A 24,445-nucleotide genomic window follows, 5' to 3' on the forward strand; every position below is an offset into this window, starting at 1 on the left:
CAAAATCGCACCCAATCTGACCCGTTTTGCTTACGATCGCCTTAATGGGCACAACCCAGGGAAAATACTGATATGCTTCATGAAATTTATGCGTGCAGGAAAGGCAAACGCTCTACTTCAAACTGAGCGGCGGTTGACCACCAGCACGGCCGCCGCGCAGGCGGCCATGCCGGCGATCGAGACCGCGTCCAGCCGCTCGCCGAACAGCACGTAGGCCATCAGCGACGTCACCGCGGGCACCAGATAGAACAGGCTCGCTACCGACGTCGCGGCCGAGCGCCGGATCAGCCAATAGAGCAGCCCGATCGATCCGATCGACAGCACGACCGCAAGCCAGGCCAGCGCCAGGATGAACTCGGTGGTCCAATGCACCACATTGGTCTCGAACAGCCATGCGCCGAGACCGAACAAGATCGTCACCGCGACGTATTGCACGAGATTGCCGGACCGCCAATCGATCGCGCTGCAGTAGCGGCGCTGGTAAAGTGTGCCGAGCGTGATGCTGATTAGCGAGACAGCCGAGGCGAGCCACCCCCAACCCGCCTCTCCGCTCATCGGCCTGTCGTGCAGGATCAGCACGACGCCGGCGAGCCCGAGCAGCAACCCGCTCCATTGCAGCGGCGTGACGCGCTCGCCGAGCCAGCGGCTCGCAAGCGTCGAGGTGAGGATCGGCTGCAAGCCCGGAATCAAAGCCGAGAGCCCCGCCGGGATCGAGTGCGCAATCGCGATCGCCGTGCCGCCGAGATAGATGCCGTGCACCAGAATGCCGGCGACGGCGCTGTGTGCGATGCCGATGCGATCCGGCCAGCGCGGCCGCGCGACTACGACGATGATCGCCATCAGTCCCACCACGAACGCCATTCGGATCGCGAGATAGGTCAGCGGCTCGGCACTGTTCAAGACATATTTAGTGCCGATGAAGCCCGTGCTCCAGAGCACGACGAAGATCGCGGGCGCCGCGCGCGCGGCAATTTTTTCGAAGTCGCCAGTCATTTGCCGCCCGTGTTGCCCTATCGCATGTTGTGCGGCAAGGTTGGTCACGCGGGACCGCCGGCGCGACTTCAGATATCGAAGAAGGAATTGTAAAGCGCAGCGACCTTATCGCGGCATAGCCACGTTCTAGGGGCTTGCGAAATTGGTAAGGGGGCGATCACCACTCTTCCGGACAGGGATCGACGATCCTCCAGAGCTCGCGGCCGTTCCTGATCTTCTTCATCTCGGTGGTGAGCCCGCCGTTGCGGCGGATCCAGTCCTTCACCGTTTCCGGATAATAGGACATCAGGTCCGACGTCCCTTCAGCACTCGTGACCTTGATGCCGAAAGTGAAGGCCTTGTCGTAATAGGCCTGGTGGAAACCAACGCTCGCCTTCGGCGTGACGCAGATCTTGTTCATCGGCACGATGCCGAATACCAGCGTGCAGGCCGAGTTGCAGATGCCGTCGATGATGACCCGCTCCTTGCGGTCGCGGATGCGCTTGTACTTGGCCTTGTACTCCTCGACATAACCGCCGTGGTCGCGCGTGATATGCAAGTCGGCGCGCGCCGGGCTCGCGACCAGGACCGAGAGGGACAGCAAGGCAAGAGACGTGATGCGCATGGGTCGATCGGGAACCGGATAGCCTTTATTAGACGCGGATTGGTCGGCCCTTGAAGTCGGACCGGACAGAACTCTGGCCGGACTGTGTTGGGAATTCGTTAAGCATCCCTTGAGGCCAAAAATGGGCGCGTTAGGATGGCTTTCCGCAGCATTTCTGCCCGATTCTCCTAGAATGGGACGTTGGATCCGCCAAAATGGGAGGGGTTACGGGCTTCGATCGAATCATAGCTTGGGCTTCTATCTTCTTGTTTTAACGCGCTTTCTTCGCACGAATTTCTGCCCGTTCAGATCGAATCACGACAGTTTCAGTGGGACCTCCGGAGAATCGAAATGACCAAAGCAAAGTTTATCGTTGCCGCCGCCCTCCTCTCCACCGCGGCCCTCGCCCCAAACTTGGCGGACGCCCGCCATAATCGGCACCTGCACAATTGGGGCCTGCCTTACGCCATCAGCTTCCTGCACAATTACGGGCCCGGCCCGCAGCCCGGCACCTTCGCCTATTATGACGGTCCCTCCACCATCCTCTGCCGCCAGGGCGCGGCCGCCTATATCGGCCAGGACCGCCGGCGGCATCCCTGCAACTAACCTCCGCTACTGGCTCTGTCAGGCCAAGTCTGATACGAGCCACCGCAGGCGCTCGTAGCTCAGCTGGATAGAGCATCGGATTTCGATTCCGAGGGTCGGGAGTTCGAATCTCTCCGAGCGCGCCATTTCGGGTACAGAACTGGGCACGCCAAAGCCAGCCGTTTTTGCGCTTGGGGCGGCGACGAGCGTACGCAGAAGTACGCTTTTCGATCCCATGATGCGCAGCTCCTTCTGATCGACTTCGACGCGCTGGGCGAGCACGCGGAGATGATCACGACGATAGCCGCCGTTCTCGGTCCGCATGCGCTTGCGCGCTGTCCTGGCAAACGTCTTAAGGGTCTGCGGCGTGATGGTGGGGCCCGCGCGATCAATCGCGTTCTCGGCCCGCTCTGCGTCAAGGCGGGCCTGGTCGCGCGTGGCCTTGAGCTCGGCGACACGGTCCTTCAGTTGGGGATCAGAAAGATCGGCGACACCATTCTCGATGGCGTCATAAAGCCGCCTGAGTTTGGCATCTGCCTCGGCCGCCCGTTTGCGTAAGTCGGCGACATGCGACTTTCGGCGTTCGGCGCGCTCGGTGCGGCGATCGAGCACGTGTGACAAAAGTCGCTCAAGACGGCTCGGCTGTAACAGACGCTGTTCGATGTACTCCGCAACGAGATTGTCCAGCTTTTCCATGGGAACAGTGCGGCCTTTGCAGCCGGTCTCGCCCTGGGCCTTGGTGCAACAGGTGTAGTAGCGATAACGGCCGCTCTTGCCCGTGCGCAGCGTCATCGCTCCACCGCAAGCAGCACAGAAGCAGATTGGGGCGCGCCGAAGATACGCGAGCGGCTGGCCCGGCTTTATCCGGATGTCCACACCCCGGCGACCCGATGCCGGCGCTCCCCAGCGGCCCAGGCCCGCGCCCGACGCCCACGCCAGCCTGCTGAAGCTGCCACCCCCTCAAATTATTTTATGTGCCGCGACCCCGGCGCCGGGTTTGCGCCCTCTTGTCTGGGTGAATGCGCCATAGCGGCGCGTCACGAACCGGAGCACAGAACCATGTGGTATAGGAAGAACGTTGGCGGGTGGGAGCGCGCGGCCAGGGTGATCGGCGGGGGCTTGATGCTCATCTGCGGCGTGGTTGCGCTGCACGCTTCGCCGCTCGGGCTGCTGCTCAGCGGCGCGGGTGTCGTGACGCTGGTCACCGGCGTGTTCGGCTATTGCCCTGCCTGCGCCATCGCCGGGCGCGAGCCACTGAAAGGGTGACTGCCTTGGCGCGCGTATCAGACGATCTCTTGCTCGCGGCACGGTCGGGTGACCGGCACGCGCTGACACAGCTATTGGTGGCGCTGCAGCCGGACATTCGACGCTACGCCCGGCGCCTTTGCTACCGCACCTCGGTTATCGAAGATGTGGTGCAAGAAGCACTCATCGTCGTGTACCGGCGCGTGGGCACGATCCGCAGTCCAGCCGCACTCGCCGGCTGGCTGCTGACCGTCATCGCGCGCCTTTGCATGCTGCCGGCGCTGATGCTGATGCGCGGAGTCGAGGAGCTGGCCAGCCTGGAAGAGTCACGCGAGCTCGCAAAGGTCCCGCCGGACGAGTTGCGCATAGACTTGGTCAATGCGATCGAGTCGCTTTCGCCGTCCCATCGCGAAGTGCTGCTGCTGCGAGATCTCGAAGATCTGACGATTTGGGAAATCGCCGGGCGGCTCGGCGTGACGCGCGAAGCGGCCAAAAGCCGCCTGCGCCGCGCCCGCACACTGGTGCGCGAATACCTGCTCGGCACAAAGGACAGCGGACGAGAGAGCACATGAATTACTTTCGTGGAGTCGGCATGTTCGGGAGCGCCTTCCTGGGCGCACACCTGATGCGCGGCGCAGTTGCGGCGGCGCTACTCGCTTGGGCCATCGTCCACCAGACCGCGCACCCTTGGCTATCCTTGGGCGCGGGCGTTGCCGCCCTCGTCGCGCTACGCGGATGCCCGATGTGCTGGACAGTGGGTCTGGTCGAGACGCTTTCGCAAGGCCGTCGCGATTCAACCGCTGAACGCGCTGACCGGACATGGCTGCATTAACATTGCGACAGGACGGGAAGGAGGTGCCGTGCGGAAAACGATCGCGGTATTGGGCTCTGCCCTCTTCTTTGCGGTTGCGCCCAGCTCGGTGGCGGGGCTCGTTCCCTGGTGGATTACGCGTTGGGAGTTTCGGCCGCCCTTCTTCGATCTCGACGCGACGCGCGCCGTCGGGATCCTGTTGATCGTCGCCGGTCTACCCGGGCTTGTCGACTCGTTTGCACGCTTTGCGCTGCAAGGATTGGGCACGCCGGCGCCGATCGCACCGACGCAGAACCTCGTGGTGACGGGTCTCTATCGCTATGTGCGCAATCCTATTTGCTAAGCTATTCTTGTCGGGTCGTGGGAGCACGCAATGTCGAAAGCAATTGCCGTCTTGGGCTCCGCTCTGTTCTTCGTCATTGCGCCGTTGGTGCTGGCAGGCTTCGTGCCCTGGTGGGTCACGCAGTGGGAATTTCGGCCAGCTTTTTTCGGCGTCGATCTAACCCGCATCCTCGGCGGTATATTGATCATCGTCGGAGTGCCCGGACTTGTGGATTCATTTGCCCGTTTTGCGCTGGAGGGGCTCGGGACGCCCGCCCCGATCGCGCCGACACAAAAGCTCGTAGTGACTGGCCTTTATCGCTACGTGCGAAATCCGATCTACATCGCGGTCGTCGCAGTCATTTTTGGTCAGGCCCTTTTGTTTGGTGACTGGCGTCTCCTCTGGTACGGCGCGCTACTCTGGCTTTTTTTTCATGTCTTTGTGGTGATGTACGAAGAACCGACGCTCAAGCAAACATTCGGCACGGAGTACGAGAGCTTTCGGACTAATGTGCCGCGCTGGATTCCGCGGTTGACGCCATGGCGAGCCGCATAAAGGAATCGCTGCAAACGGCTCGATGCCGGCTGCAACAAACAGTGCGAGACGGCGAAGCGTAGCAAGCGCGCCTAGCGGCTTCGCCCCGGAGGGCCCACTACCTTAGCCGCCAGGTCGAAATAACGCATGGGCCGGGGCAACTGCTCCGCACGCCGTGTCTTTCCGATCCCGGCCGTCTGCGCCTGCGCATTATGAGGACCGAATCTGGCCTATAGGAGAAGAATCCTGATCGTGGCAAATAGGGCTGCTTATTGGGGTACTTCCGCCATCGCCGTGGGCGCGGGCCCGTGATCGCAGATGCGGCACACCGTGACTGCGTGTGGAGGCCGCAATCGCGGTGATGAAGCGTAGCGCTTAATCGTAGGCCTTCGCTTTTTCAGCTAGGGCGGCGTGTCGTAGGCTCCCACATCATAGCGCGATCGCGAAGGAGTAGTGCCCATCTTCATCGACCGTGGCGCGCCACTCCGATACACGCTATCGCCGCCAACTTCGGCCGGGCCTTCGATTGACTTTGTCAAGTTGTCGAGTTGAGTGCACTGTCACCACCACCGACGCCGATCAACCGCTTGTCCCGCGCAGGACGATGCCGACAACGGCGCCGACGAACAGCAAGGCGCATGCGGTCGATTGGATGAAGAACCCGGGCAGACGCTTCTCCACAGCTTTGATGTAGCCAATGAAGTACAATACACGTCCGCCAATCCAGACGAGTCCGAGCATCGCGGCCGCGATGTCGTTCAGATAAATCGCGCAAAGCCACAGCGGCAACAGGAAGGTCGGCATCCATTCGAGCGTGTTCATGTGCACGCGAAACACGCGCTCGAAGTCGGCATTACCGGTCGTTGCCGGAAGCTTCACGTTGAACTTTCCATGTGCCGCCGCGACGCGCGTGGCCAGGAAGAAATGGAACGCCACAGTGAGCAACGAGACGATCGCAGCGTAGTATGGCATAGCAAATCCTATGCTGAAGCTCCGCCCGGCGACCGCTCGCCGTCGTCGGGCCGGTTCACGGTCCCCGCTCCGAGCCGGTTGACATGCGGCCGTCAGGCCTTGCGGGCCAACAGGTCGGCATACCGCTTGAGGTACAGCGGCCAACCCTGATCGCCGGCAACTCCGTCGCGCTCGCTTTCCCAGCCTTCGCCGTGGCGCTCCAGATTCCGGTGCTCGATCTCGACGCGGGTGCGGTCAGCCGTCTCGGCGGTGAAGCGCACTTCCCACTCGCTGGTCCTGTCCGGATCGGTCTCGATCTGCCATTGCGGGCTGATGTCCCAGCTCAGGAGCACCCGGTCGGGCGGCTCGTAGGCCAGCACGCGCGCCCAGCGGCACTCGCTGCCGTCGACGCCACGATCATAGAGGTAGCCGCCGACCCGAGGCTCGAACACCGTCTCGGCAATCGGGACAGCGAGCATGTTGTGCTCGGGCGGTTTGAAACTGCCGAAGTCCTCGGTGAAGACCTTGAATGCGCGCTCGATCGGCGCCTCGACCACGACGGACTGTTTCACGGACGCAACTGATATATGCGCGTTCATTGTGACTCCTCTGGTGGTTGCTCGACGGCGACCTTGTAGGCCGCCAGCGTTTTGCTCCAAAACCGGTCGAGCCAAGCACGCATCTGGCCAAGCCCGTGTGGATCGATGTGGTAGACGTTGCTCGCACCCTTCGGCTCGGAACGAACCAGGCGCGATTCGCGCAGTACCTTGAGGTGCTGGGAAACAGCCGACTGCGAGACCGAAACCTGCCGGGTAATCTCCGCGACTGAGCGTGGGTGCTCTGCGATTAGCTCGAATATCGCGCGGCGGGTCGGGTCGCCAAGGGAGGCTAACTGGGCATTATCAACAGTCATAGCTTATGATTAGTATAAACTGATGATATTGTCAATCGGAGCCGCTCGCAGCGTGCCGGGGCGCGACGCGCTGGAGCAAACCGCCTCTTGGCGCGGCGGCGTCGGCTAAGGACTGGTTTCGCAGCCGTGCATCGACTTGCGCTGGATCAGGTCCCAACGGTTGCCACAGAGATCCTCGAAAACCGCGACGACTCCATAGGCATCATGCCGTGGCTCCTCAACGAACCGCACGCCGGCTGCGATCATGCGCGCATGATCGCGATCGAAATCATCCGTCTCCAGGAACAAGAAGACTCGCCCTCCGGTCTGGTCACCAATGCGCGCCAGTTGGGCCGGACCGTCAGCCCGCGCCAATAGCAGGCCGGAGCCGGGACCGCCCGGTGGGCGCACGACCACCCAACGCTTGCCGCCGCCGAGCGGCGTGTCCTCACACAGCTCGAAATCCAGGGCGCCGGTGAAGAAGGCGATCGCCTCGTCATAGTCCGCGACCACGAGGCTGACGAGGGAAAGATGCCGATTCATCGCTCATACCAAGCGAGTTCATCGACCGTGGCGCGCCACTTCGAGCCTGACGGGGCACGCCAAGCCCCGCCTGCCCGAACCTCGAAGCCAAGCAACATTCCACGATCAGGAACAGATCCAGATGATCGCAACCGCGATCGGAATACCCAAACCAAGTGCGCCGAAAATCGCCGGGACGAAATCGGACAGCAGGCGTACGCCAGATGATGACATGACGTTGCTCCTTGGAGCCCCGCGAGCCTCTGCTCGCCCCCAAGATGAACGGTCAATCGCGCCCTCGAACTACGGTCGGTGGCGACTCCTTATGGGCGGCAATGTTGGGGCGTTATGGTTAACAAGGGGTTAATTCGGATAAGCGCGCGCGAGTGCTGCTCATCTCGTTCGATCGAAGTTCCGAAAAGCGCGTCGTGCCGTCATCATCAGCCTCGCGCCTCCCGGTTCGGCCCGCCCGCCTTCAGGAGTGGCGCCCATTCGACGCCACTCCCTTCAGCGGCGCAGGCGCCGATCAGAACGAGCAGCCATAGGCCGTGAGCGATGCCTTCGTCGCGTCCAGGGTCTGCTTGCAGGTCGCTTCCATGGTCGCTTTCGTCGACGGATTCTTGGCCATGTCGACCCATGCCTTGCGCGTCTGGTCGATCTGCGTCTTGTACATCGCGCGCTGTGCCTCGGGGACCTTGGAGACGACGCAGGCGTCATACTTGGTCAGGAAGTCGTCGCAGGAGGCGATGCCCGTGCTCTGCGCATGAGCGGTAGTGACGCCCGCGAGCAAGGCGACGCCCGCCGCGAGTGATAGCACCTGTCGATGGTTCGCGCGCGAACCTGCCGCGGCCTTGGATGTTGCTTGACGCATGATTTTTATTCCTCTGTAACAACTGAACAATCTGGATCGCCGGCAAACGCCCGCCGTCGCCCAGATCTCCCCGATCGACTCGCAAAGCATCGCGCGCCGACAACCGGTCGGCGGTGCGGACGTTGAGCAATCAAGCGTTGAGCAGTTCGAGGCGAGACCGGGCACCACCGTGCCGGCACGAATAATTGTTCCGTCAATTTGGCGAGATTATGGGTGACGACACCGTGACGTTGTGATGACCGCTTGTCGGCGATGGACGGGCGCCATCATGTTGCCGTGCGATGCCGTTGCGCCGAAGGCGAGCTCACGCGGCTGAGGTATCGATCGAGCGGCGTATCACCTTCCGTACCTCGGCATTGGATAGAAACAGATCGTGGTTGATGATGCCCCAGCCTGAATCGGACGCATCGATGACGCGCACGCCGAGCTGCTCGATAGTGGCCTTCTCGGCGGCGCCGACCCGCGTCATCCCGCCTGCCAATCGTCCCGACAACGCAAGTGCGCGATCATTCGTCGAGGCGACGACGGTGATCTTGCGGGTGAGCGGTCCGATATTCTGGGTCGCCGAAGAGAACACATCCATATCGATGTCCGGTGAGGCGAACACCACGGCCCCGATCTTGCCGGCAACGCTGTCGCCATATCGCGCATAGAGCTGGCGCAGCCCTTCGAGGGTCAGCATGGTGCCCATGCTGTGCGCGACGATGTGAACGCGGCCGACGCTCGGGGCAGTCGCGAGGGAATGCAGCACGCGCTCGAAGGCATCGCGGGAGTACATCGCACTGTCGCGGTCATAGGCGTAATCGAACAGTCCCGCCTTGGACGGCCAGGAGAACACCATCGTCTGGCCGCGGAATCTGATGCCGTCGGCGAGGTGCGCGGCATCGAGCGCCGCCGTCTCGAACGTCTGCTTGAAACCGTGCACGTAAATCAGCACGTCCGAGCCGCCGCTGGCTTGCCCGAGAAGATCACCGACCTCTCCCGATACTGGCTCGACCGTATCGAGACGCCAATCGCCAAGTCCCGCTGCGGCGAGCGAGAAACGATTCTCGTCGGGCGGCACCAGTTTCGCCCGTGCCACGATCATCTTCGAAGCCCGCTCCGGCCCGAACCACGGTTTCGCACGCCCGCCGCTCACCGGCTTGCGCGTGGTTGCGATGAGCAATGTCGGCTCCACCGAGAGCGACGAAGCGTCGTAACGCGCACCCGTCGCGCCGAGGCTGGCGCATCCGCCGAGCGCAAGCGCGCTGGCCGAAGACACAATTCCGCGCAGGAACGCGCGGCGCGACCTAAGAGTCTCGTTTTGCTGCAAATGTCGGATGATCACGTAGGACCTTTGGGAACATTGCCCCGTAGCACCGCCCCGCACGTCTCCTGAATTAGGATGGCGAGAAAAGGGCGGGCCGATCGCTGACACGGTTTGTTTTAGATGGTTCCGGTTCCGTCGCAATTCTGTGATCGCGAGCCGGCGCGACGAAACCATTCTGCTCCGCCGCGAAGCGCTCCGGAAACAAAGTGCCGCTAGGGTCCCACGATCAAACCAGGGGTTAGATCATGTTGGTATCGGTCCTGAACCTCATCTACCGCGAATTTCTCAAGCGCGCCCTTCTCGGCATGGCAATACAGGGAGGAAGGCTATGACCGAGGTCGTGGCGGCATTCCTCATCTTCGTCAGCATAGGCATATTCCTGGCCCACGCATTTGACGCCTATCGCCTGCGTTAGATCTGCGCCTAACCCCCACTGATGCAATTGCTTGCGAGATCAGGCGACGTTCTCAAGGACGCAAAGGGCGCGCTCGTCCACGGGCCCATCCTTTGCGGCGATAACCACGTCGCGGTCGGGGGAATTTTCCGAATAGTTCCGCCGGCGGCCGAAATTCGTGGCGAGGACATCCTTGGGATTTGCCGCGATCCATTGCGACAGATGGTCTCGTGGATGCCGGATTGAATCCGATCAGGATGCGCGCCGGTCCGCTGCCGACATTCTCGATCGAATGGGCCCACAGCTTGCGGAATGTTGCCGACGTCGCCCTTCTGCGATCGCTCGGTCCGGCAGCCTCGCCATGGACAGCGCCAATGCAGCGTCCGCAGCGCGCGTGCAACACGGATGTCAGTGCCCGGCTGCCCCCTCCAGACCGTCGCAGGCTCAGTTGAATGGCTATTAAATCAACGGGTTAGACAGACGCTCGGGGATGATGCTAGAGAACACAGGCGCCCAGCGGGATTTTCGATTCCGAGGGTCGGGAGTTGTGGTTCTCGCAGCGGCGCTGGTTCAGCTTACGGCTATTCGGACATTTCATATGAGAAAGATCATCCTGACGCTGGCGATCCTGTATCCGGCGGCGGCGCTGGCTCAGGGAACGAGTACCCCGGCCGCCCCGGCCAATCCTCCCACCATCGGCGGCAAACCGCTGGTTGTGGTCGGGTCGAAGAATCCGACAGCGGGCAAGAAAGAAAAACCTTTGTCGGTCGCCCAAAAGTTGCAGGCCTGCCAGGACATCGACGATGCGACCAAGGAACGCCTGAATTGCTACGACGCCATTTATGCGCCACAGCCCAAACCAAAGGCGCCGGCGGCGAAGGGCGTCAATGACTGCCGCTTCGTCAAGGAGGAAGACGAACGGTTGACCTGCTATAATGGTTTTGCGGACAAGATTCCGAAGCTACCGCGCTAAATCAGGCGGGGCGCTTACCAGGTGTTCCAGCTCGGGCCACCGAAGAAGCCAAACTGTGACTGCTGCGCGACCCGCACTTGCGGCGGCTGCGCGAATTGCATCGGCGGCGCCTGACGGCTTCTTGCCACCTTGCGCTTGCGCTGGATCGGCGGCTCCGGCTTCTTCGCCTCCGCCGGGACGTATTGGGCAAACGCCTGAGCGGCGGTGTCGGCCGAGGCAGGGGCTGCGGCAGGCGCGGACGGCGCAACCGCTTGGGCGGTCACGGACGGCGGCGGAACAATGATCGGAAGGTTGGTGTCAAAGACCACCCGCTCCGGCAGCTTCTGGTCGGAACGAATGCGCACCACAGTTTTGTCGACCGAAGAAACGGCCTGGCTGGCCACGACCGCCTGTTCTGGGACAAACGCATCGATCGCCAACAACAGCGCGAGCAGCACTCCGCCGACAAACAGGAAATAACGCGCCACGGGCATTGGTCTTGCTCCCCCGCGCGAACGCGCGGTTTAATCGCCCAACGGGCCATATAGCGTTTAGTTCCTGCTCAACTTGCAAGGTTCAAAGGCGCAGGTCACATTTTGGAGATGAAACGTGAGTTCGGCCGCACAGGGTTAAACGCGGTTGGCTGTCACCAGTGAACATTTTGCCTTATTCGCGTTGACGTTGACGAACCCGACCAGCACTCGTGCGTATCGCTTCCGGCTCTTCATGTTCACGGTATCGGGAATGATCCGCCTGCGTGCGGTCAGATGGCTGCCGTCCCGGCGGATGAAATTGCAGGCGATCTCGATATCCCTCACCGCGTAGTCATTGGTATTGCGAAGCGTGAACGTCACCAGCGCTTTCGAGCCGAGCCCGCCCCTTCGCCATGACTGCGAGACGATTTTCAGGCCGTCGAGCGGCGAATTGGCAGGGGCAATCGTCTCTGGCAGCACGATGTCGAAAGGTACCGTCTGGTTGGGATTGGTAGAAACTGCTGACGGACCCGGACTCGGCGAGGTCGCCTGAGTCGCGGCCGGATCATCCGTGCGGGATATGCCTTGCGTGACGCCGGCAACTTCAGACGGCGTCGCTGCCGAATGGCTTTCGGCATCGCTCGCTTGCGGGAGCATCAACCATATGGCGCATCCAACGATAGCGATGGCCGGCAGCACGGCAAGCCGCGCTTCGAATTTTCCGAACGACCACCCGGCGATTCTCATACCCTCGCCCTCACCCGGCAGCGTCGGCAATTGCCGTGCCGCGCAAGAAAAAAGCCATACGGGCGTTTTCCCGTACGGCTTCTCTCACGACCGCCGCTGTACGGATCCCGCCGCCGTCAACAATCATCCAGGGCAGCAATGGTTTCATGCCACCTCGACAATATTGCGGCGGCGGTGCAAGGCTTGCAGGATAAGGCTTGCAGGATAGAGTTGTGCATTGGCTGGCGGCTTCATTGCCGTCGCGGCGCAACCGACCTTCAGCGCCGCAACAACAATGCCGCAACAACAATAATGGGAGACCGATCGAGATGCCGACCGTTACCTGGGACCATGTGCATTTGCGCAGCCCCGATCCCGAAGCGACTGCCGCCTGGCTGGAAGACATTCTGGGCGGCGAGATCGTCCGCGCCCCGGGGCGGATCGACGTCAAACTCGGCGGCGCCAACGTGTTCATCGCACCGGTTACCGCCGGCGACGGCGTCAGTGCGCCGCCCGTGACGCCTTATCAGGGGCTCGACCATTTCGGCCTGACGGTGAAAGACATCGACGCGGTCGCCGCCGAGATCAAGGCAAAGGGCGTCGAGTTCACGAAGGAACCGACCACCATACGTCCGGGCGTTCGCATCTGCTTCATCCGTGGCCCGCAGGGCATCTCAATCGAACTGCTCGAACGCGACAAGAAATATGCCTGACGCGCCGGTGAGCATGTCTTTCTGAAATTGTCGTCACCCGGCGCCGGGTCTCGCCTTCGGCGAGCCCGATGACAGGCTCCAGCGGGTGACCCAGTATTCCAGGGGCACCAAACAAAACCGAGAGGCCGCAGCGTACTGGATACTCCGCCTTCGCGGAATATGACAGTCGTGGGTCGGGCCAGTGCTCGCGCGTTACGTCATGCTGCCCGGCATGAAGCAGCGAATGCTCAATCCCTGATAGCCGTGGATCGGCCAGACCATGGCTCGCCCTACCCGGTTCGGCTCGGTGATGACGGCATCTTCAGGCACGTCGTGCCACTCGCCGTCGATGCGAACGCGGTAGTGCCCGCCTTTTGATTCCCAATCCACGTCGCTGACGGCGCTGCCGTCTGCGTCGGAACAACACGGTCCCTTTCCGCTCCTTAGACTGTCGAACCACTGCTTCAGCGGTGAGTTGGCATAACGGCCGTCAGGATCGCGGGCTTCGCCCGGAGCCGAGGCCAGCGGCAACATCAGCAACACGCTGCCGATGATCAGCGGCTCTCTCCAGCGGCCCACACGATGGCGGGCCGTAGTTTCACGGGAGTTTTTCTCTGTGCGTCGGCGCGCAACGTGGCCGCCGGAATTGATCCAGTTGGTCACCTGTTTCTCTGCTCCTGCACCCACCGGCCGGTGCCGGAGAGCACTATGCATTTCACGGGCCAACTTGATTCGGTTCACCGCCCGTCACCCTCACGTCACGCCGGGACGGTACGCTCCGTGTTTGCTTCCTGTACGGGAATCGGCAGGCAACCTGACGCGTTGACGCTATGGGCCACGCTTTGGCATAAATGATAACCAGCTTCCGTGGGCGCGGACGCCGGCATCTGGGACGCCATGAAGAACGGGCTCTATTCGATCCACGTCACCCTGCTGGATGGGCGCACCGGCAAGGGCAGCGGCGTTATTCTGTTCCGGGACGGCCAGATTCTCGGCGGCGACGCCTATCTGTTTTATACCGGCAGCTACACCGTGAAGGGCGACACCTTCAAGGGCGAGGTCCTGGTTCAGCGTCACACCACCCCGCGCGACAACGATAATCCGCTGTTCGGCGGCCCCGCCCCGGTCGGCATCGGCGTATCCGGAACCTTCACCGACACCCGCGGCAGCATGAATGGAACCGCGCTCGTCGGCAAAGCGAGCCAAATCTTCGGCGCCACATTGCACAAATTGGCTGATATCAACTAGCGGCCGGGCGCGCCCCTATTCCGCCGCCTGCTCCAGCGGCGCCGTGCGCGGCAGGATCATTTGAATGCGCGTGCCGCCGCCCGGCTCGGAATCAAGGTCGAGCCGGCCGCCGAGGCGGGTCGTCACGATGCTGTAGACGATGTGCAGGCCGAGCCCGGTGCCGCCCTGATCGCGCCGCGTGGTGAAGAACGGATCGAAGGCGCGGCGGCGGACATCGAGGCTCATGCCGATGCCGTTGTCTGAAAAGATGATCTCGACATTGTCCTTGCCGGACTCCCGCACCTGGATATCGACCGTGCCCGGCTTGCCGTCCGGGAAGGCATGCGCCACCGAATTGAGGAACAGGTTGGTAAGCACCTGTCCGTACGGCCCGGGATAGCTGTTCATCATCAGGTTGGGCTGGCACTCGACATTGAGCGTCAGATTGTGCTTGCGCAGGCCCGGCCGCAACGACATCACCACCTGCTCGGTGAGATCGCCGAGGTCGAAGGTGCGCTGGTCCGAGTAATTGCGATCAGCGGCGACCTGCTTGAACGACTGGATCAGCTCGGCGGCGCGGTTGAGATTGGCGACGAGCTGCGAAGACGCCGAGCGGCTTGTATCGAGAAAATCGTTCAGGCTGGAGCGGCGCAACTCGCCGCGGGCGACCTCCGCTGCAAAGTTCGACGTCTTTCGCTCCAACGCGGACGCCACCGTCAGGCTGATGCCGACGGGATTGTTGACCTCGTGGGCTACGCCGGCCACCAGCCGTCCCAACGCGGCGAGCTTTTCCGCCTCGATCAGCGAATTCTGCGTCTCGCGCAGGTTCCGTAGCGCTCCCTCCGCCGCATCCTTGGCCTTGCGCATCTCGGATTCGACGCGCTTGCGCTCCCCGATGTCGAGCGCAACCGTCACGATGTTCTCGATCTCGCCGGCCGCATCCAGGATCGGCAGCTTGTTGACCAGCCATTGCCGCATATGGCCGGACGCGTCCTTGTACTCTTCCTCGTAGAAGCCGAGTTCCTTGCCGACCGCCAGCACCCGCTTGTCGGGCTCGTCGGTCTTTTCCGCGCCGTAGCGCGACATCAACTCGGCGGTGGTGCGGCCGATCGCATATCCCGGCTCGACCCCGAAAATTCCGGCCATATAGCGGTTCATCAGGACGTAGCGGAGCTGCTTATCCTTGACGTTGATGACCGCAGGCACGGTGTCGATCACCATTTGCAGCAGGCGGCGGCCTTCGGCGATCGCATCCTCGGCCCGCTTCTGGTCGGTGATGTCGCGCACCGTTCCTTCGTAGCGGACGACAATGCCGGCCTCGTTGTGCACGGCGCTCGCGCTGTCGGACAGCCACAGCACCGAGCCGTTGCGCGTGCGAACCTGGTACTCGTATTCGCGCACCATGCCGTCGCGCTGCATGAGCCGCTCGTATTCCGCCCGCGCCTCGGGGTGGACGTAAACGGTATCCGCGATGTCGCCGATGCCGTTGATCAGACCCTGCGGCGTGGCATAGCCCATCATCCGCGCCAGCGCCGGGTTGGCGTTCAGCAGCGCGCCGCCGGGCGTCGTGACGTAAATTCCGTCGACCGAGGACTCGAACAGCTTACGGTAACTTTCCTCCGCAAGCCGCTGTTCGGCGAGCGCACGCACCGCCGCCTCGCGTGCGGTGTCGGCATCGACCAGCGTTTGCCGGAATACTTCGGCCGCGCGGGCGATGTCGCCGATCTCGTTGTCCACGTCAGTCGCCGGGATCGAGGCGTTCTTCTCGCCGCCGGCTACCGCGCGGATCGAGCCTGCGATCGCGGCAAGCGGACGCACGGTGCGCCGAACCACCAGCAGCGACGCAAACAGTCCGATCAGGACGCCGGCAGTGCCGAGAACGATGCTCTGCCATTTCGCCTCCGTCAGGGTCCTCGCAAATTCACGCGAGAGGACGCGCCCCCGCCGCTCGCTGACGTCGCGCAACAATTCGGTGACGCGCTGGATCAGGCGACCCTCCGCACCGAGCACTTCCCTGTCTATGTCGGATATCTGCCGTTCGCGGATCGATATGTTGACAATCGCCAGCGCATAATCGTCGACGATCGCGCGCAGCTTTGAGTCCGCGATCGTCATCGAGCGCATGCTTTCCGCAGCCTGTTCGGCTGCCGAAGGGTTATGCGCAAGCAACGCCGAAGCGATCCGGCTCTGGGTCTGAGCCAGGGCCATCGCAAGGTTGGGATCGGATGCCTCGGCGATCGCCGTATCGAATTGCTCGCGCAAGGGCGGCAACGCGACGATCATCTCGGCGCGGCGGTTGATCAGGGCGGAAATCCGCTCGATGCCGGTGCGGTAGGTTGCCAGGCGCTCGGTGACGCCGTCAATCATGTCCTGCTGCTCCGGCGCGAGCTCAAGCCGCGTCTTCTTCAGGATCTCGCCGAGCGCGTTGGCGGCTTCGCCAACCTGAAGCGACTGGTTGCCGCGATCGGTGACGAAATCCCGCGCCGCCAGCCGCAATTCGTTCATGCGGCGATCGATATCCTCGGCCAGATCGCCGACGCTCTGTAGCCGCTGCAACTCGGCAAAGGTCGAATCGATGTGGCGGATGGCGATGACGCTGGCGGTCGAGGTGATGATGATCACCGCCAGCACCAGCATGAAACTGCCGAATGTCAGTTGGCCGATCGAAAGCGAGAACGATCGCGGCGGCGAATTCGGCGGCGTTTCAGCGGTCATGTGGGTCGGGGCCGGGCTCCAATCGGGCGCAATATACGATGTATTTCGGGCCGTAGGGAACATGCCGGAATCGGCCGGATTAGCCATCCGGACCCAAAAGAGGCGGGCCAGCCAAGGCGAATGGCTGTTAACCTTTCCCGATGGGGATGGCCGGCAGGACCGCCCGCGGATACCGAGGCGATTTGGGACCGTCAGCCGACCGAGCCGACCTCGAACACCTCGCCGTCATAGCCGGCCTCGGGGGGAATGCGGAGCTGCCGGCCGCCATTGTTCCGGGTCATCACGGGTGTCACGGTGACGACCGATTTGCCTCTGGAGTCGTCGAGCGCAGCCTTCACGCTGGCCTGCTTGCCGAGCTTGATCAGGTTGCGGGTGGTCGGGAACGGCAGCTTGAAGCGCCCGCTCTCACCGCCCTCCAGCGCCTCGCGCGGCGATACCCAGATCGAGTCGATGGATTCCCGGCCGTCATGGGCGCCGACCTGTTCCGGCGGCGCGGCGGCAAGGAAGAACCAGGTGTCGAACCGCTTGGGCATGCCCTCCGGCGTGATCCAGTGCGCGTAAGGAACGAGTTCGTCGAGCGCCAGCACCATGCGGTTGTCGGCCAGCACCTGGAGGAAACTGATCTTGCTGTCGCACAGGTCGGCGCGATGCGCGGCCTCGATCTCGCTGGCGCGCTTGGCATCCACCAGCGCCGTCGCCCCCTTCGGCCGCACCAGCAGGATGCCGCTTTCCTCAAACGTTTCGCGGATCGCGGCGATGCGGAAACTCAGCGTTGCTTCGTCGAGCCCCTCGCCTCCCGAATAGAGTTCGGGCCGCGCGATGATCTCCTTGTCACCCTTGTCGACACTGCCGCCGGGAAACACCAGCGCGCCGGAATTGAAATCGATCTCATAATGGCGAACCATCATGAAGACCTCGATTTCCTTGGCGTCTGCGCTGTCGCGCAGCAGCAGGATCGTGGATGCAGGACGCGGGGCGACGGCTTCGGCCATATGACTAGCCCGCCGCGCTGGACTGCGGTTGCAGATTGGCGCGGCGGTCGACGCGCGCCACCCGCGACAACAGATAATCGACTTCGGCCTTTGCCGTCGCCGTAATCGTCGCACCGGGCTTGCGTTGCGCGCTGGAGGAGATGATGCCACGCTTCTGCAGCACGTATTTGCGCACCGACAGGCCCGCGCCTGGCTGCTGCTCGTAGCGGATCAGCGGCAGGTGCGCATCGAACAGATCGTGAGCGGCGTCGCGCTTGCCGGCTTTCGACAGCTTCACGACGTCGATCAACAGTTCCGGAAAAGCGTAGCCGGTCATGGCGCCGTCGGCGCCGCGCTCCATTTCGAAGTCGAGGAACAGTCCGCCATTGCCGACCAGGATCGACAGCGGCCGCAGCGAGCCGTCCTTCTGGAAATTACGCAGCGTCGTGATCTTCTCCAGGCCCGGCCAGTCCTCGTGCTTGAGCATCACGCAGGACGGCGAATCCATCACGATCTTGCGGATCACGGCGGGCGTGAAGACGACGTTGAGCGTCAGCGGATAGTCCTGCAGTACCCAGGGAATGTCGTCGCCGATCGCTTCCTGCGCCTGCTTGAAATAGCCCGTGATCTGATCGTCGGTGCGCAGATGCGGCGGCGGCGCGATCATCACGCCGGCTGCTCCCGCATCCATCGACGCCTTCGCCAGCGAACGCATCGAAGCGAAGCCCGGCGCCGAGACGCCGACGATGATCTGCATGTTCTTGGCGCGCTTGACGAAGCGAACCGCCACCTGCTCGGCCTCAGCAGCATCGAGCTTCGGTGCCTCGCCCAAGATGCCGAGCACGGTGACGCCGTCGCAGCCGACTTCGGCGTAGAAGTCGGTCAGGCGATCGATCGATTTCTCGTCGATGCGGCCGTCGTCGTGGAACGGCGTCGGCGCGATTGCGAACGTGCCTGCGGCCTGGGCGGTGAGCTTCATGATTACCTTCTTTGGCAGGGGCTGGACGGAATATTTCTGATCATGGATAGCACCACCGACCTGCCCCTCAAAGCGCCAGATTAAGCCTCGGAATGAGCCTGCCCGGGATCGAGCCCGATGGAACAAGCCCGTCATCGATCGCCCCCATGCAGCGGTAAAATTCGGCCGCATCGGGGTCGGCTTCGATGATGAGTGCGGTGGCGCCAGCCGCGCGGGCGATGGTTTTGGCCCAATCGAGCAGCTTTCGACCTGTTCCGGTCCGCAGCATGGTCGGCTCGATGAACAGCTTTTCGAGCTGCGCCGTATCGCCACTGCATTTCACTTCGGCAAGCCCTACGAGGCGGCCGTCGAGCTCGGCGACCTGCACCTGGGACGCCAGGATGCTCGTCGGCGTCAGCGTAAGCTCCTTGCGGCAGGCCGCCATGAAGGCGTCGTCATACCCCCAGACCGCCTTTGAGCGCAGGCACAGCTCGGTGAGAGCTGCACCTTCCTCCGGACGCGCGGGCCGCAACGCTAGCATGGCACCTCCATCACACCGAAATCAGAACCGTCGCGCGCCCATCTTGATCTGCTCTTCGGAGAAAAAGATCTCCTTGGCGTGGGTCACGATGTCCTCGGCCTTCCAGCCCGTGAACGGCGGCTTCCAGCCTTCCATTTCCATCATCCGCATCTCCCGCACCCCGCGCGGGCCGGAGACGCCGAGCACCTTGCCGGTCTGGTCGCCCGACAAATCGCTGACCATGTATAGCACGGCCGGCGCGATGCCGTCCGGGCCGAGCGCGGCGCCAGGGTTCTCTCTATAGCGCGGCAGATCTGCGGTCATGCGGGTCAACGCGCCCGGCGCCAGGGTCCAGACCCGGATGTTGTACTTGCGGCCCTCGATCGCCAGCACGTTTGACAGTCCCCAGATACCGCCCTTGGCGGCGCCATAGTTGGTCTGGCCGAAATTGCCGATCAGGCCCGAGGTTGAGGAGGTATTGACGATGACGCCGCCGCCATTCTCGCGCATCCATTTGAACACCGGCTGGGTGCAGCAGAAGGTGCCTTTGAGGTGCACCCTGATCACCTTGTCCCAATTGGCCTCCTTGGCCTTGGCGAAGGTTTCGTCGAGCAGGATGCCGGCATTGTTCACCAGGATATCGGCGCGGCCGAAATTCTTGATGGCGTCGTCGAACACCGATTGCCCGCCGGCCATGGTCGAGATGTCGGCGCCATTAGCGACGGCGCGGCCGCCCTCTTCCTTGATGGCGTTGACGACCTTCTGCGCCATGGAGACGTCGGCGCCGGAGCCGTCGCGGGGACCGCCGAGGTCGTTGACCACGACGGCCGCCCCCTCGCGCGCGAACAGTTTGGCATAGGCCTCACCGAGCCCGCCGCCTGCACCGGTGATGATGGCAACTTTGCCGTCGAGCAATCCCATGGTGTTTCTCCCGCCTTGTTTTCCGTTCTCGTGTCCCGGACGCGATGCAGCGTGAAAGGCTGCGTCGCAGAGCCGGGACCCATCGTGGCTCCGTCATGGGCCCCGGCTCAGCAGCGCATCACTACGTGCTGCGCTGCGTCCGGGGAACGAGATCTAACCCAGCACCGTCTTGCCGCTCTTGATCACCGTGACGCCGCGCGACTTCACCTTGGCTTCGAACGAGACGATGTTGCCGTCCTTCCACATCTCCATCGTTACGGTCTCGCCGGGATAGACCGGCGAGGAAAAGCGGGCAACGTGCTGCTTGAAGGCCGATGGATCGTAATCGGCGTAGGTCTGCAGCACGCCGCGGCAGGTGATGCCGTAGGTGCACATGCCGTGCAGGATCGGCCGCGGAAAGCCAGCCTTCTTCGCAAACTCGGGATCTGAGTGCAGCGGATTGCGGTCGCCGCAGAGCCGGTAGACCAGCGCCTGGTCCGGGCGCGTCGTGATATCGACGATCTTGTCGGGCGCGCGGTTCGGAACCTTGTGCGGCTCGGGCTGGCCTTCGGATGGGCCGCCAAAACCGCCGTCGCCGCGGGCGAAACGCGAAGCGACGAGCGTGGCCAGCTTGTCGCCGTTCTCGTCCTTCAACACGGTCTGGTGCCGGATGACGGCGCCCTTGTCCTTGCCCTTGTCGAAGACGTCGAGCACGGTCGAGTCGGCCGTGATCTTGGCCGCGCTCGGCAGCGGCTTGTGGAAGGTGATGTCGCGCTCGCCGTCGACCACCATGACACGGTTGAGGTTCATTTCGCCGGGGCTTGAGCCCCAGGCCGCCACCGAGGCGAAGGTCGGCACGACCTTCAGGGGACGCGGAGTTAAAGTGCCCTCGTTGACGAAGGCGAGTTCGCTCTCGTCCATCGGATCGGCGCCCATGCCGATGCCATAAGCGTAGAGCATCACCTCGCGATCGGTATAGGCGTATTTCTGGCCGAGATTTTTCAGGGCCATGAGCTGTTCGTAGTTGATCGGCATTTCGTTTTCTCCCCGAACCTCCTTTGCCGGCGCCCGTTACAGCGCCCTCTCCCCTTGCGGGAGAGGGCTACACCGGCGTCGAACACAAACTCGCTTGGGAGAGGGGTTGCCTCGGCAAATACATCTCTCTCGTGGAGAGACACCCCTCTTCCGGCAGCTTCGCTGCCACCTTCCCCCGCAAGGGGGGAAGGTACTTTCTAGGGCTAGGCCGCGGTGAAGAACGGCAGTGGGGCGCCGTCGGTTGGCTTCCACACCAGCTTCACCTTCTGGCCGATCTTCAGGCTCGTTAGATCGCAGTCGACGATGTTGGTCTGCAGCGACGGTCCTTCCTTCAGCGTCACATAAGCGATCGCATATGGACCAGTCGGCGACTTCCGCATCAGGCTGTAGGTGTAGACCGTCGCCTCGCCGGAAGCTTCCTCCCACACCGTCTTGTCCGAAAAACAGAACGGGCAGATCGAGCGTGGGAAGTAGTGCGCCTCGCCGCAAGCCGTGCAGCGCTTGATCATGAACTTGCCGGCCTTGGCGGCTTCCCAGAACGGGGCAGTTTCGGGATTGGTCACCGGGGCCGGATATTTCTTTGCTTCAGCCATCACACGCGCTCCAGAATGCAGGTTGAGGCGGCGTGACGCACGCCGAGAAGACCGCCGGTGCCATGGGCGATCGCGAGGTCGCAATTCTTGACCTGCACCTTCGGGTGCGCTTCGCCGCGCAACTGGCGGACGGCCTCGAGGATTTTCGTCATGCCGCCGCGGTTGACCGGGTGATTGCTGCAGAGGCCGCCGCCGTCGGTGTTGAACGGCAGCTTGCCAACGCCCGAAATGAGATTGCCGTCGGCGACGAACTTGCCGCCCTCGCCTTTCTTGCAGAAGCCGAGGTCTTCGAGCTGCATCAGCACCGTGATGGTGAAGCTGTCGTAGATCGAGGCGTACTTGATGTCCTTTGGCGTCACGCCCGCTTCCTCGAAGGCGCGCGGGCCGGACCAGACGCCGGCGGAATACGTAAGATCGAGATCCTTGCCGCCGCGCGGACCCTTCATCGCCTCGCCATGGCCGATCAGCCGCACCAGCGGCTTCTTCAGGCTCTTGGCGATCTCCGGCGTGGTCACGATCATCGCGCCGCCGCCATCGGTGACGACGCAGCAGTCCATGCGGTGCAGCGGGTCCGAAATCATCGGCGAGTTGATGACGTCCTCGACGGTGACGACTTCCTTCAGCATGGCGTGCGGGTTGTACTGGGCGTGATGAGATGCCGCGACCTTGATCCAGGCGAGCTGCTCACTGGTGGTGCCGTAGTCGTGCATGTGGCGCATGGCACACATGCCATAGGCATTGTGGGTGGTGGCGCCATAGGCCGCCTCGAAATCAGCCTCCGCGCCCGCTGCGCGCGGCGGCATCGGGCCCGTGCGCGGCTTGCCCGCGAGCGTAACCAGCGCGATCGAGCATTTGCCCGCCGCGATTGCTTCGGCCGCATGGCCGAGATGGATCAAATAGGAACAGCCGCCGGTCTCGGTGGAATCGACGTGGCGCACCTTCAATCCGAGGTAATCGACCATCGGCCAGGCGCCGCCGGGAGCGTCACCGGCGCAGAAATAGCCATCGATATCGGCTTTGGTGAGCCCGGCATCCTCGATCGCGCCCTTGGCGACCTCGGCGTGCAACTGTGCCGTTGATTTATCGGGTGCGTGCCGGGTGGGATGCTCGTAGATCCCGGCAATGTAGGCTTTGCCTTTGATGGTCAAATCGTTCTCCGTTGGCGTTTCTTCTTTCCGAAAGTTTTTCTGGCCTGTCGCCGCCCCCTTGGCAAGCGCGGAAATATTCCGCCGGGCGAGAGCGTAGCGACTAGACTCAAGTCGGGATGATTATCGGCGACAATCTTATCAGGCCGGAACGCGCGCCCGCCGTTCGGCTCCACGTTTCACAGCGCCGCGTTCTCGCGGCGCGGCGCCCTCATTGATGAGAGGGCGCAGGGAATGCCGGGTGACGGCAGCGGGCTTGTGGATGGTTTTGGATGCGTGCCGCACGGCGGCGCCCGCTGGTTTGCCGACGGGCCAATCAGCAAGCGTCAGCCGGTATTCCTGACCGCATCGACCAGCATCGCGTAGAGCTGGCGCTTGGTGAATTCCTTGGGCTGCGTTGCCGCCGGCTTGCGCTGGGACACGACCTTGTCGGCCGGGCGGGCACAGGCCGACTGCGCTACCTTTCGCTTCGGCACCGACACGATCCTGGGGTTCGCGGTTGGCGGCTTGCGACCGCGCTTCTGGCCCATGCGCTGCAACTTGGCGCTCACGGCATTACGGCTCAGGCCTAGCCGACTTGCGATCTGACCGGCGCTGTGGCCATCGGCCCAGAGCTTTTTGAGCAGTGCTACGTCTTTCGCATCCCAACCCATGGAGATGATTATACATCGACTGCGAGCGACAGGCTAGTCGTTGCTCACGTTGCTTGAGCGAGGAGATGGTCTCGTCGTTAATGCCGCGTCGTTGAGGACCGATACCCCTACTCGGCTTTCCACTTCACTGCCATCTGCCGCGCGGAGACGACCCACTCCTTGATTGCCCAGCAGGCAATCAGTTGTAGCGATCGCGCACGCCGGACCAATTACCGGCGGTCAAATCAGGCTGAGCCTCTCGAAAATCCGCCGACGATCCCGCTGTCCACGGAAACTCTCCGCCTCGATCCGGGAATACCAGTTGGAGACATTCGAAGCTGTCATTTCCATAAAACCATCTGCACCATCCGAGGTGAGATTGATACTGCGCGCGCGACACTGGCAGAAGCACGGCCGCGGCATTGTCGAAGATCTGACCGGTTGGCTCACCAACCGGAAAACGTCGCCCGGCTTCGAGTTCGCGATAGATGTGCCAGAACGTATCCTGGGCGTTCTCCTTCGACATCGAGAACAACAACACCTCTGGAAACCTGAACTTCAGCCAGAAGCCGGTTGTGTAGGAGAAACCAGGCCCTTTATCGTCTGGCATGACGTGCATGCCAAACCAGCCATGTTCGCGAATCCGCCGAACGAAGTTCTGCTCGTGTTGGTCAAGCCGTTCAGGGTCGGCATCAACGGCAGTGAACATGCATGCACATCGGGTGTGATAGGCGTACGGTGGGTTACGCTTCGCTAACCCACCGTACGCAGCCACATCTACATACCTCATCCTGAGGAGACTGCGAAGCGGTCGTCTCGAAGGATTGCCGCAGGTGGGATCGGGGCCGCATGGTTCGAGACGCTCGAAGACGCGCTCCTCACCATGAGGGTTTA

32 protein-coding genes, 1 tRNA gene and 1 pseudogene are annotated in these 24,445 nt (G+C 62.7%); 11 read left to right on the forward strand and 23 right to left on the reverse strand.

Going from position 1 to position 24,445, the window contains the following annotated elements; translation table 11 throughout:
* Nucleotides 1-117 precede the first annotated feature (117 nt).
* Nucleotides 118-993: a DMT family transporter gene (locus tag V1290_RS04690; RefSeq protein WP_334363267.1), complete on the reverse strand. Its 876-nt coding sequence runs from the start codon at nucleotides 991-993 to the stop codon at nucleotides 118-120.
* Nucleotides 994-1,150: 157 nt separating this feature from the next.
* A complete protein-coding gene (locus tag V1290_RS04695; protein WP_334363268.1) occupies nucleotides 1,151-1,597 on the reverse strand; it encodes a hypothetical protein in 447 nt (148 codons plus the stop codon).
* Nucleotides 1,598-1,927: 330 nt separating this feature from the next.
* On the opposite strand from V1290_RS04695, the gene V1290_RS04700 reads away from it, so the two are divergent.
* From V1290_RS04700 to V1290_RS04710, 3 genes are all read left to right on the forward strand, one after another.
* Nucleotides 1,928-2,182, forward strand: a complete 255-nt coding sequence (locus V1290_RS04700; RefSeq protein ID WP_334363269.1) for a hypothetical protein — start codon at nucleotides 1,928-1,930, stop codon at nucleotides 2,180-2,182.
* 48 nt (nucleotides 2,183-2,230) lie between these two features.
* Nucleotides 2,231-2,307: transfer RNA gene (locus tag V1290_RS04705), tRNA-Arg, on the forward strand.
* A 142-nt stretch (nucleotides 2,308-2,449) separates the two neighbouring features.
* On the forward strand, nucleotides 2,450-2,719 hold the full coding sequence (locus V1290_RS04710; protein WP_334363270.1) for a hypothetical protein: 270 nt from the start codon (nucleotides 2,450-2,452) through the stop codon (nucleotides 2,717-2,719).
* A gap of 162 nt (nucleotides 2,720-2,881) precedes the next feature.
* Here the strand turns inward: V1290_RS04710 and V1290_RS04715 are convergent.
* Nucleotides 2,882-2,953, reverse strand: a pseudogene (locus V1290_RS04715) (hypothetical protein); the annotation flags it as partial.
* Between the two features lie 267 nt (nucleotides 2,954-3,220).
* On the opposite strand from V1290_RS04715, the gene V1290_RS04720 reads away from it, so the two are divergent.
* Genes V1290_RS04720 through V1290_RS04740 form a run of 5 tightly spaced genes read left to right on the forward strand, consistent with a single transcriptional unit; the run spans nucleotide 3,221 to nucleotide 5,094 of the window.
* Nucleotides 3,221-3,427, forward strand: a complete 207-nt coding sequence (locus V1290_RS04720) for a YgaP family membrane protein (protein WP_334363271.1) — start codon at nucleotides 3,221-3,223, stop codon at nucleotides 3,425-3,427.
* A 5-nt stretch (nucleotides 3,428-3,432) separates the two neighbouring features.
* Complete coding sequence (locus V1290_RS04725) at nucleotides 3,433-3,978, forward strand: RNA polymerase sigma factor (RefSeq protein ID WP_334363272.1); 546 nt, start codon at nucleotides 3,433-3,435, stop codon at nucleotides 3,976-3,978.
* On the forward strand, nucleotides 3,975-4,238 hold the full coding sequence (locus tag V1290_RS04730) for a hypothetical protein (protein ID WP_334363273.1): 264 nt from the start codon (nucleotides 3,975-3,977) through the stop codon (nucleotides 4,236-4,238). The genes V1290_RS04725 and V1290_RS04730 overlap by 4 nt, the downstream gene beginning before the upstream one ends.
* Before the next feature lie 28 nt (nucleotides 4,239-4,266).
* Nucleotides 4,267-4,560, forward strand: coding sequence for a hypothetical protein (locus V1290_RS04735; RefSeq protein WP_334363274.1), 294 nt, complete (start codon nucleotides 4,267-4,269; stop codon nucleotides 4,558-4,560).
* 30 nt (nucleotides 4,561-4,590) lie between these two features.
* The gene (locus V1290_RS04740; protein WP_334363275.1) at nucleotides 4,591-5,094 is read left to right on the forward strand and encodes a methyltransferase family protein; all 504 of its coding nucleotides are present in this window, start codon (nucleotides 4,591-4,593) and stop codon (nucleotides 5,092-5,094) included.
* Nucleotides 5,095-5,652: 558 nt separating this feature from the next.
* Here V1290_RS04740 and V1290_RS04745 read toward each other — a convergent pair.
* The 6 genes from V1290_RS04745 to V1290_RS04770 all read right to left on the reverse strand — a co-directional run bounded on the left by V1290_RS04745 (nucleotide 5,653) and on the right by V1290_RS04770 (nucleotide 9,630).
* On the reverse strand, nucleotides 5,653-6,045 hold the full coding sequence (locus V1290_RS04745; RefSeq protein WP_334363276.1) for an MAPEG family protein: 393 nt from the start codon (nucleotides 6,043-6,045) through the stop codon (nucleotides 5,653-5,655).
* 92 nt (nucleotides 6,046-6,137) lie between these two features.
* Complete coding sequence (locus tag V1290_RS04750; protein WP_334363277.1) at nucleotides 6,138-6,623, reverse strand: SRPBCC family protein; 486 nt, start codon at nucleotides 6,621-6,623, stop codon at nucleotides 6,138-6,140.
* Entirely contained in the window at nucleotides 6,620-6,937 is a 318-nt protein-coding gene (locus V1290_RS04755; protein ID WP_065746034.1) for an ArsR/SmtB family transcription factor, read from the reverse strand. The genes V1290_RS04750 and V1290_RS04755 overlap by 4 nt, the downstream gene beginning before the upstream one ends.
* Before the next feature lie 105 nt (nucleotides 6,938-7,042).
* Nucleotides 7,043-7,459: a VOC family protein gene (locus tag V1290_RS04760; protein WP_334363279.1), complete on the reverse strand. Its 417-nt coding sequence runs from the start codon at nucleotides 7,457-7,459 to the stop codon at nucleotides 7,043-7,045.
* Between the two features lie 505 nt (nucleotides 7,460-7,964).
* Nucleotides 7,965-8,309: a hypothetical protein gene (locus V1290_RS04765; protein WP_028345464.1), complete on the reverse strand. Its 345-nt coding sequence runs from the start codon at nucleotides 8,307-8,309 to the stop codon at nucleotides 7,965-7,967.
* A 304-nt stretch (nucleotides 8,310-8,613) separates the two neighbouring features.
* Nucleotides 8,614-9,630: an alpha/beta hydrolase gene (locus V1290_RS04770; RefSeq protein ID WP_334368935.1), complete on the reverse strand. Its 1,017-nt coding sequence runs from the start codon at nucleotides 9,628-9,630 to the stop codon at nucleotides 8,614-8,616.
* A 980-nt stretch (nucleotides 9,631-10,610) separates the two neighbouring features.
* On the opposite strand from V1290_RS04770, the gene V1290_RS04775 reads away from it, so the two are divergent.
* Complete coding sequence (locus tag V1290_RS04775; RefSeq protein WP_057843655.1) at nucleotides 10,611-10,985, forward strand: hypothetical protein; 375 nt, start codon at nucleotides 10,611-10,613, stop codon at nucleotides 10,983-10,985.
* A gap of 14 nt (nucleotides 10,986-10,999) precedes the next feature.
* Here V1290_RS04775 and V1290_RS04780 read toward each other — a convergent pair whose 3' ends face one another.
* From V1290_RS04780 to V1290_RS04790, 3 genes are all read right to left on the reverse strand, one after another.
* Complete coding sequence (locus tag V1290_RS04780; RefSeq protein WP_334363281.1) at nucleotides 11,000-11,458, reverse strand: hypothetical protein; 459 nt, start codon at nucleotides 11,456-11,458, stop codon at nucleotides 11,000-11,002.
* A gap of 135 nt (nucleotides 11,459-11,593) precedes the next feature.
* A complete protein-coding gene (locus tag V1290_RS04785) occupies nucleotides 11,594-12,184 on the reverse strand; it encodes a hypothetical protein (protein WP_334363282.1) in 591 nt (196 codons plus the stop codon).
* Nucleotides 12,185-12,194: 10 nt separating this feature from the next.
* On the reverse strand, nucleotides 12,195-12,332 hold the full coding sequence (locus V1290_RS04790; RefSeq protein WP_334363284.1) for a hypothetical protein: 138 nt from the start codon (nucleotides 12,330-12,332) through the stop codon (nucleotides 12,195-12,197).
* A gap of 160 nt (nucleotides 12,333-12,492) precedes the next feature.
* On the opposite strand from V1290_RS04790, the gene V1290_RS04795 reads away from it, so the two are divergent.
* Nucleotides 12,493-12,876 carry a VOC family protein gene (locus V1290_RS04795; protein ID WP_334363285.1) on the forward strand — a complete coding sequence of 128 codons (384 nt, stop codon included), beginning with the start codon at nucleotides 12,493-12,495 and terminating at the stop codon, nucleotides 12,874-12,876.
* Nucleotides 12,877-13,068: 192 nt separating this feature from the next.
* On the opposite strand, the gene V1290_RS04800 is transcribed toward V1290_RS04795, so the two are convergent.
* A complete protein-coding gene (locus V1290_RS04800; protein WP_334363286.1) occupies nucleotides 13,069-13,518 on the reverse strand; it encodes a hypothetical protein in 450 nt (149 codons plus the stop codon).
* A gap of 234 nt (nucleotides 13,519-13,752) precedes the next feature.
* Here V1290_RS04800 and V1290_RS04805 point away from each other — a divergent pair, with 234 nt between their 5' ends.
* Entirely contained in the window at nucleotides 13,753-14,103 is a 351-nt protein-coding gene (locus tag V1290_RS04805) for a GrlR family regulatory protein (RefSeq protein ID WP_057843675.1), read from the forward strand.
* A gap of 15 nt (nucleotides 14,104-14,118) precedes the next feature.
* Here the strand turns inward: V1290_RS04805 and V1290_RS04810 are convergent, their stop codons facing one another.
* The 10 genes from V1290_RS04810 to V1290_RS04855 form a co-directional block, all read right to left on the reverse strand.
* Nucleotides 14,119-16,797, reverse strand: coding sequence for a PAS domain S-box protein (locus tag V1290_RS04810; protein ID WP_334363287.1), 2,679 nt, complete (start codon nucleotides 16,795-16,797; stop codon nucleotides 14,119-14,121).
* A gap of 191 nt (nucleotides 16,798-16,988) precedes the next feature.
* Nucleotides 16,989-17,789 (reverse strand): NUDIX hydrolase, encoded by an 801-nt coding sequence (locus V1290_RS04815; protein ID WP_334363289.1) that lies wholly within the window; start codon nucleotides 17,787-17,789, stop codon nucleotides 16,989-16,991.
* Between the two features lie 4 nt (nucleotides 17,790-17,793).
* A complete protein-coding gene (locus tag V1290_RS04820) occupies nucleotides 17,794-18,747 on the reverse strand; it encodes a dihydrodipicolinate synthase family protein (protein WP_334363290.1) in 954 nt (317 codons plus the stop codon).
* A 67-nt stretch (nucleotides 18,748-18,814) separates the two neighbouring features.
* Complete coding sequence (locus V1290_RS04825) at nucleotides 18,815-19,267, reverse strand: GNAT family N-acetyltransferase (RefSeq protein WP_334363292.1); 453 nt, start codon at nucleotides 19,265-19,267, stop codon at nucleotides 18,815-18,817.
* Between the two features lie 21 nt (nucleotides 19,268-19,288).
* Nucleotides 19,289-20,167, reverse strand: a complete 879-nt coding sequence (locus V1290_RS04830) for an SDR family oxidoreductase (protein ID WP_334363293.1) — start codon at nucleotides 20,165-20,167, stop codon at nucleotides 19,289-19,291.
* 153 nt (nucleotides 20,168-20,320) lie between these two features.
* Entirely contained in the window at nucleotides 20,321-21,181 is an 861-nt protein-coding gene (locus tag V1290_RS04835; RefSeq protein ID WP_334363294.1) for a MaoC/PaaZ C-terminal domain-containing protein, read from the reverse strand.
* 203 nt (nucleotides 21,182-21,384) lie between these two features.
* The gene (locus tag V1290_RS04840; protein ID WP_334363295.1) at nucleotides 21,385-21,774 is read right to left on the reverse strand and encodes a Zn-ribbon domain-containing OB-fold protein; all 390 of its coding nucleotides are present in this window, start codon (nucleotides 21,772-21,774) and stop codon (nucleotides 21,385-21,387) included.
* Nucleotides 21,774-22,922 carry a thiolase domain-containing protein gene (locus tag V1290_RS04845; protein WP_334363296.1) on the reverse strand — a complete coding sequence of 383 codons (1,149 nt, stop codon included), beginning with the start codon at nucleotides 22,920-22,922 and terminating at the stop codon, nucleotides 21,774-21,776. The genes V1290_RS04840 and V1290_RS04845 overlap by 1 nt, the downstream gene beginning before the upstream one ends.
* A 323-nt stretch (nucleotides 22,923-23,245) precedes the next feature.
* Nucleotides 23,246-23,572 (reverse strand): GcrA family cell cycle regulator, encoded by a 327-nt coding sequence (locus tag V1290_RS04850; RefSeq protein WP_334363297.1) that lies wholly within the window; start codon nucleotides 23,570-23,572, stop codon nucleotides 23,246-23,248.
* A 178-nt stretch (nucleotides 23,573-23,750) separates the two neighbouring features.
* Nucleotides 23,751-24,260 carry a DUF4262 domain-containing protein gene (locus V1290_RS04855; RefSeq protein WP_334363298.1) on the reverse strand — a complete coding sequence of 170 codons (510 nt, stop codon included), beginning with the start codon at nucleotides 24,258-24,260 and terminating at the stop codon, nucleotides 23,751-23,753.
* Nucleotides 24,261-24,445 lie beyond the last annotated feature (185 nt).

This window comes from Bradyrhizobium sp. AZCC 1578 (assembly GCF_036924675.1).
Taxonomy (GTDB): domain Bacteria; phylum Pseudomonadota; class Alphaproteobacteria; order Rhizobiales; family Xanthobacteraceae; genus Bradyrhizobium.